Annotated in this window: 5 protein-coding genes and 1 pseudogene; 3 read left to right on the forward strand and 3 right to left on the reverse strand. The window is 63.7% G+C overall.

The window, feature by feature from the left end:
* Window positions 1-59 precede the first annotated feature (59 nt).
* A complete protein-coding gene (locus tag H6F58_RS01115; RefSeq protein WP_195180885.1) occupies window positions 60-776 on the reverse strand; it encodes a hypothetical protein in 717 nt (238 codons plus the stop codon).
* Window positions 777-1,398: 622 nt separating this feature from the next.
* Between H6F58_RS01115 and H6F58_RS01120 the strand changes: the two genes are divergently transcribed.
* Together H6F58_RS01120 and H6F58_RS01125 are read left to right on the forward strand one after the other, a co-directional pair.
* Entirely contained in the window at window positions 1,399-2,862 is a 1,464-nt protein-coding gene (locus H6F58_RS01120; RefSeq protein WP_146276793.1) for an amino acid permease, read from the forward strand.
* A gap of 239 nt (window positions 2,863-3,101) precedes the next feature.
* Window positions 3,102-3,254, forward strand: a pseudogene (locus tag H6F58_RS01125) (IS481 family transposase); the annotation flags it as partial.
* Here H6F58_RS01125 and H6F58_RS01130 read toward each other — a convergent pair.
* Window positions 3,253-5,898 (reverse strand): family 78 glycoside hydrolase catalytic domain, encoded by a 2,646-nt coding sequence (locus H6F58_RS01130; RefSeq protein ID WP_195180886.1) that lies wholly within the window; start codon window positions 5,896-5,898, stop codon window positions 3,253-3,255. The pseudogene H6F58_RS01125 and the gene H6F58_RS01130 sit on opposite strands and share 2 nt — an antisense overlap.
* Window positions 5,899-5,958: 60 nt before the next feature.
* Window positions 5,959-6,549, reverse strand: a complete 591-nt coding sequence (locus H6F58_RS01135) for a TetR/AcrR family transcriptional regulator (protein ID WP_195180887.1) — start codon at window positions 6,547-6,549, stop codon at window positions 5,959-5,961.
* A gap of 142 nt (window positions 6,550-6,691) precedes the next feature.
* On the opposite strand from H6F58_RS01135, the gene H6F58_RS01140 reads away from it, so the two are divergent.
* On the forward strand, window positions 6,692-6,943 hold a 252-nt coding region (locus H6F58_RS01140), incomplete at its 3' end, for a hypothetical protein (RefSeq protein WP_195180888.1).

Raw genomic sequence — 6,943 nt, forward strand, 5'->3', positions numbered from 1 at the left:
ATTGAAATGGATCCGCACCTAAAGCTCGGTGGTTTTCCGCGGTCCGCTGCGGGGCTTGCCTACTCGATGTGCCGGGAGTTGGATTCTGGATCCAGGTCTGCTGTGGCCGATGGTGCGCCGCTAGGCACTGGTCTGACGCTCAGAACAGAAGGAACGGACGACAACGAAGCGAGAGCTATGGCAAGGTCTCGGTCGAGAAGGCCTGCAAGTTTCAGTGATGCAGAGTAGGCATGCTCGACCGTTACTCTTGAATGCTGTCCGGGAAGCGGGAAATCCGTAATAAATGGTTCATGGTGCGCAGCCCGGTTTCTAGTGGCGTCGACCAGGGAGACTATTTCAAGGGTCCACGTTCTGGTGAAGCGACCGCCCTCAGCGGTTGCAATAGCTTTCCCGCCCGGGAATGCGAGGTGCAAAGCTGACCTCCACAACTTCTCATAGTCGCATTGGAAGCGTTGAGGTTCGCGACCTAGGTATCCGACAGCGCTGAGCAGGTCACGCCAAAAACCAAACATCAGCCGAGAGACTAAATCGTCAAGTGTTCTCTTCCCGTGAGGCAGCTTCTTCCAGGCTAGGGCTAGGGCGTTGCGTGTGCGGTCATCTAGCCCAATGTCCTGGCGGTACCAGTCGGGGCCGAAAGCCAGAACGAGTTGCTTGTTGAGCGCATTTCTCAGTGCCACTTCCAGTAGGGCAACATCGGCTAGGAGGGCCGTGGACACGTCCCGGTCCCAAACATAGAGGGCTTGTGCCAGCTCCATATCATTCTTTGCAGTGGCCAAGTATGAGGCCATACGAGTAGGCGTGATAGCGGCTTGAAGAGCGTGAGTGTGAGGACGCAATGACCGCGGATCGTATCTGGCACTCACAGTGGACGTCTCCAAATCATCGGATACAATAGTTCTTGTAGTCCCCGGAACCGCCTCTCTGGCCTTGAGCCATGAAGCGACCGGGGTTATTTCTTTAAGGCTAGCTAGGGGTGTCTCGACTGTCGTTGGCGCCTCAACCGGTTGTGAAAACGGCCGAAGCGAGGGTGCAGTAACTGAAGGCAAAATCGTCTGCGGGCGGACACGCTTCTGCACTCGTAGCTTGTATGCCAGAAACGGATTGACCGGAATTTGACGATAGACGTGAACGCCTCATGCCGGACTGGAAAAGGCAGTTCACGGTTCGAGCGCTGGCCCTGTCAACGCCTGCTCGGCTATCGGCTGTAGACAGCCGGTCCCAGCGCAGCCGCTTGCCCTTGGCCTCCGGGGTCGACAAGGCAGAAGCAGCCCAAGCGGCGAACGGTGCACAGGCCGAGGACACACAATTTCTTCGCTCAAAGCACGGCGTTTATGCTGAACCGTACGAAAAATCATTGCAACAACGCGTGCAGATTGAAATTTTCTCTAGTGAGGCACCATGGCAGGAACACACGAACCCTCCAGTACCCCAACCGGAACAACGGCGGAGCCCAAGCAGCTTCGCTCGCGCCACGTGATGATGATTACCCTCGGCGGAATCATCGGCGCAAGCTTGTTCGTCGGTTCGGGCAACGTCATCCGCTCCGTGGGGCCAGCGGCAATTATCTCCTACCTCATCGGAGGCCTGCTGGTATTCCTTGCCATGCGGATGCTCGGAGAGATGGCCGCCGCGCGCCCGACGATTGGTTCCTTCATGGAATACGCCCGAGTAGGGCTGGGCAATTGGGCCGCTTACTTGGTGGGCTGGCTGTACTGGTATTTCTGGGTCGGGGTACTCGCCTACGAAGCGGTGCTTGGCGGTGAAACCCTGAACTCGTGGTTTGCCTTCCTCCCAGCCTGGACCTGGTCGCTGGTCCTGATCCTGATTTTCATCGGGACCAACGCAATCTCGGTGCGCACCTTCGGCGAAGTCGAATTCTGGCTGGCGAGCATCAAGGTCCTGGCCATCGTGGTCTTCCTCGGCGCTGGCCTGCTCTTCGCGTTGGGCCTATGGCCTGATACCGAAATTTCGGTCAGCAACCTGTGGGATCATGGCGGGTTTGCCCCGAATGGGTTTGGGGTGGCGCTCACCGGTGTGGCATTGGTGATCTTCTCCTACTTCGGCACTGAGATCGCTGTGATGGCAGCGGCTGAGTCGGAAGATCCGGCCAAGGGAATCAAGCAGGCGACCAGCACGGTGATCTGGCGCATCCTGCTCTTCTTCGTCGGTGCCGTACTGATTATCACCATGGTGATTCCATGGGACGAGCTGCCTGAACCAGTGAACGTGGCCGCGGCCCCGTTCACCAAGGTCTTCGAGCTGCTCGGCTTGCCTGGAGCTGCGGTCATCATGCAGCTGGTCATCTTCACTGCGGTGATTTCCGTGCTCAACTCTGGTCTGTATTCCGCCTCGCGCATGTTCGCCGCGCTGGCTGATCAGGGGTTTGCCCCCAAGCTCGTGGCCCGGCGTTCCAAGAATGGCGTCCCGCTGTGGGCGCTGGTGGCTTCCACCAGCGGTGCGGTGATCGCGACCATCGTGAACTTCGCTGCTCCCGATTCTGGAGTCTTCGACTTCATCATGAACTCCGCTGGCCTGGTGGCATTGTTTGTCTACGTCTTCATTTCGTTGACGCAGATGCGCCTGCGCCAGAAGATGACGGCCGAAGAGGTTGCGGCCTTGAAGCTGAAAATGTGGCTGCACCCGTGGTTGAACATTCTGCTGTTTGCCGCCATCGCGGGCGTATTGGGAGTCATGCTCAGCTCCGAGAGCGGCCGGACCCAGGTATGGACCAGCTTGCTGGCCACCGTGGTGCTCGTCGCCTTCTGGCCTCTGGTGCGCAAGAACCTGAAGAAGCGCGGAACGCCGGAAGCTGCCACGGCGATCAACGACGGCACCGATAGCGAGCTGATCAGCGACCGCTAGGTGCAGTTCCCCGGGACGTTGTGAATACCAGGGAATGACGAAGACCTCCGGCAGGATGCGGGCTACCACACTCGCCATCGTGCACGGAGGTCTTCATGTCCCACGCCACCGAATCCCTCGACGCCAGCACCTCGCGCCCCCAGCAGTGCCCGTAGCGCTGTCGAACGGGTCCTGATCCGCTGCCGGATGCCCAAAGCGGCGCATCTGGAGCAGGCCACAGGGCTGCCGGGGCGCCGCGGCTTCACGCGGTCGATGGCCAGTCGAGGTTGGCCTATTCCGAGATCCTCAATGACAAGAAGAAGAACACCGCGGCCGGGTTCTGGGAACGAGCCAGAGGTTTCTTTGCGGCAGCGGGCATTGCCGTGACCGCGGTGACCGCCGATAACGGTGCTACACCGTGTCAAAGGCTTGCGCGCTGCGAGCCGCTTCCTGTTCCTGGAAGGCGCAGGAGAAGCGGTGCTTCCCCGCAGCCACGACTATTGGTTCCGAGCCATCGGGAAGGAAAACCTCCGCCGAGGTGGAGGGCGGAACCAGGACCTCCAATTCGAAGGCTCCCTCCTCAAGGGTCCACGACGAGGAAGCCAGGCCGTACGGGGTGTGCAACTCGGAGCGCGCCCAGGAAAGCCCGCTGGTTGGCACCGGAGCGATGCGCTGCCGGCGGTAGCCGGCAGCTCCCGGGGCCAGGCCCCCGACCCGCCGGTGCAGGAAGTCGGCCACGGCGCCGAAGGCATAGTGGTTGAAGGACGTCATGCCACCAGGGTTCAGCGACCCGTCGGGCAGCAGGGAGTTCCAGCGCTCCCAGATGGTCGTTGCGCCCATGCCCACCGCATAGAGCCATGAGGGGCACTCGGTCTGCAGCAGCAGGCGCCACATGGTGGCGGCGTTGCCGGTTTGCACCAGCGCATCGCAAATATGCGGGGTGCCCAGGAATCCGGACCCGATGTGGAAGCCGTCCTCGGCCACCTGGGCCGCGAGCAGGCTGCCGGCATGCTCCAGCTGTTCCGGGGCCAGCAGCCCGAAGCGGATCGCCAGCGCATAGGCGGTCTGCGAAGGGAAGGCGGCCCTCCCGCTCGGGGTGGCGTATTCTTCCCGGTACCGCTGCGCGCAGCGCTCGAAGAGCCCTGCATAGCGCTGCTCATCGGCGGCCCGGCCCAGAACCTGGGCGGTGTCGCGCATGATCCGCGCCGATTGGGCAAGATAGGCGGTGGCCACCGCCTGCCAGGGCAGTCGCGCCGCCCACGGCTGGTCATCCGGAGCGGCCGCATCCAGCCAGTCGCCGAAGGAGAACCCGCCGCTGGCAAAATCCAGCTGGTCTCCGGCGCGGCGCAGCATGGCCGCGACCCAGCCTTCCATCGAGTCCCATTGGCGTTCCAGGATCCCGGGGTCGGCGTAGCGCTCGTAGAGCGTCCAGGGGACAACCGTCGCCGCATCGCCCCAGCCGGCCTCGGCACCGAGCGGCGGCATGGACGGATCGACATCCACCCACGGGATGTAGACCGGGACATTGCCATCGGGGTGCTGGTCGGCGGCGAGATCCGCCAGCCACCCTGTGAGCATTCCGGAGCAGTCGTAGAGGTAGGCGGCGCTGGGAGCGAAAGCCATCAGGTCCCCGGTCCAGCCCAGCCGCTCATCGCGCTGCGGGCAATCGGTGGGGACATCGAGGAAGTTGCCGCGCATGCTCCACACGACATTCTCATGCAGTTTGCCCAGCCGCTCATCCGAGCAGCTGAAGTCCCCGGTGCGGACCATGTCGGTGTGCAGGACCACGGCCTTCAGCGCGTCGAGATCCAGCTTGCCGGGCCACCCGTCGACCTGGACATAGCGGAAGCCGTGGAAGGTGAACTCTGGTTCCCACACCATGGCCTCGCCGTTGAGGACGACCTCATCCGTGGCGCTGGCCGCGCGCAAGGGACGGACGCCCAGCTCGCCATCTTCCAGCACCTCGGCGTGGCGGAAGGTGATTGTTTGCCCGGCCGCCGCGGCCGGCAGGTTGACCCGCAGGCGGCCGACCAGGTTCTGCCCGAAGTCCACGAGGGTGGCCCCGGAGGGGCTGGCCAGCTGCCCGATCGCCGGGACCAGCTGTGTTTCGCGGACCGCCGGGGCATCCGGTGCGACCAGGACAGCTGGATCAAGCTCCTGCACAGTGACCGGTGTCCAGGCGCTGTCGTCGAACCCGGGCTCGTCCCAGCCGTGCTGCAGGAGGCGGGTATCGGTGCTCTGCCCCTTGTAGATATCGGCCCGGGTGACCGGCCCGAGCATGCTGCGCCAGGTGCCGTCGGTTCCGCCCAGCGAATAGCTGCCATCGGCGTGGAGCACTTCCAGCTGCACCCAGGCCGCCGTGGTGTCCCCGTAGAGCCCGCGCAGCCCCGAGAAGCCGAGGAACCCGCGGTACCAGCCATCGGCCAGGTGCACGCCGAGGGCATTGGCCCCGGGGTGCAGGATCCCGGTGACATCCCAGGTGCGATAGCGCAGGCGCTTGGCATATGAGCTCCAGCCCGGGTTCAGCGCATCCTTGCCCACCGTTCTGCCATTGAGGTGCAGGGTCATCACGCCGCGGGCTGTGGCGCGCAGCCGCGCGGAGAGGATCCGCCCGTGCTCTGCCACCTGCTGCGAGAGGTCGATGTCACCGCGCAGCAGCGCCGCCGGTTCTCCCTCGGAACCGGTGGGCGGAAGCTGCGGGCTGACCGCTTGGGCCGAGAACAGCGAGGTATCGAGCAGCCCGGTTTCCAGGCTGGTTGGTTCGCTCCACGGCGAGGGATCGGGGTCTTTTCCCCATACGCGAACGCGCACCGCGCGGGATGCCCGCGAGGCCAGCGTGCCGCCCGGCCAGGGGAGAAGGACCTGCTGCGTGGAGATGACCTGGCCGGTGCGTTCCAGCTCTCCGGTCACCGGATTGCTGATCTCCACTTCGTAGGCCCGCTGGGACCATCCGGGGATGGCGGTGTCGGTGATCCACGATAGCCGCGGCGCGGATTCCCCGATTCCCAGGGGTTCGCGATGGTGCTCAATGGTGACGGGGCGTACGCGGAAGGTCATGTCGTTTCCTTGGGTGATCAGGTGCGCGATGGCGCAAAAAAAGACTGGGCGCTCGGCGGGCTAGAGGGGCTTGGCCAGGAAGCCGTTGATGTGCCAGCGGATGCCTTCGGCCATATCCACGTCCAGGCCCTGCAGCCACAGGGTTTCGAGCCCCTCGGTCATGGCCAGGGTATTCAGGGCCGCGGCGTGCGGCTCGATGCCGGGCTTGAGCCCGTCCTCGGCCAGGACCTCGCTGAAGGCCTGGGTGACGGCCTCGATGATCCGGCCGAGGCGTTCGCGGAAGTAGTTGTGCGCCGGGTGCTCGGGGTCCACCGCCTCGGTGGAGAGATTGCGATAGAGCTGTACCACGCCGCGCTGGCCGGCCTGGACGCGGGAAATCTCCACCAGGGCGGCCAGGAACTCCCGGCCGGTTTTCCCGCGCAGATTCTCTTCGGCCAGGGCGTCTCGCTGCTGGAGCACTGCGGTGAGCAGGGCGAGCTTGCCTCCGGCAAAATGGTGCAGCACCCCGGTTTGGGTGATGCCCACGGCCCGGGCTATTTCGTTGACGGAGCTTGCGGTGTAGCCGTTCTTCGCGAAGATGGCGAACGCCGCCTCGAGGATCTGCTCGCGGCGTTGTGCGGTCTTGCGGTATGTGCCTCTGGTGCCTGCCATAACTGCACTGTATCAGCGATCACACGAAAACATGTAACCCTTTAAGTTTTCGTGTTACAGTGATCTGCATCACCGACCGCGCGGGATTATTCGGTGCTCTCCAGGCCATCTCCATGGCCCCTCAGGTTAAGGAAACCTCACCATGACACACCCAACCCAGCGGCAATCGACCGCTGCTACGGCCGACGCATCTGCCCCCGGCATCACCGGGAACCAGTTTCCGCCACCCGCTTCATCGCGCCGGGGATTGGTCTTTTTGCTCGTGCTCGCCATGGTGGGCGCCGGCGCCGCGCAGATGTCTGCGGCATTGCTTACGCTCACCCTGAAAGCCACGGAACTGGATGCAGCGACGGCGACGACGACCATCTCGATTTCCAGCGCGGTGGCAGGGGTC

Source organism: Glutamicibacter sp. FBE19, from assembly GCF_015524875.1.
GTDB lineage: Bacteria > Actinomycetota > Actinomycetes > Actinomycetales > Micrococcaceae > Glutamicibacter > Glutamicibacter halophytocola.

Bases quoted from the DNA above. Each gene is read 5' to 3' on its own strand.
- H6F58_RS01135 (WP_195180887.1), bottom strand. From the start codon at position 6,549: ATGGCAGGCACCAGAGGCACATACCGCAAGACCGCACAACGCCGCGAG.
- H6F58_RS01130 (WP_195180886.1), bottom strand. From the start codon at position 5,898: ATGACCTTCCGCGTACGCCCCGTCACCATTGAGCACCATCGCGAACCC.
- H6F58_RS01120 (WP_146276793.1), top strand. From the start codon at position 1,399: ATGGCAGGAACACACGAACCCTCCAGTACCCCAACCGGAACAACGGCG.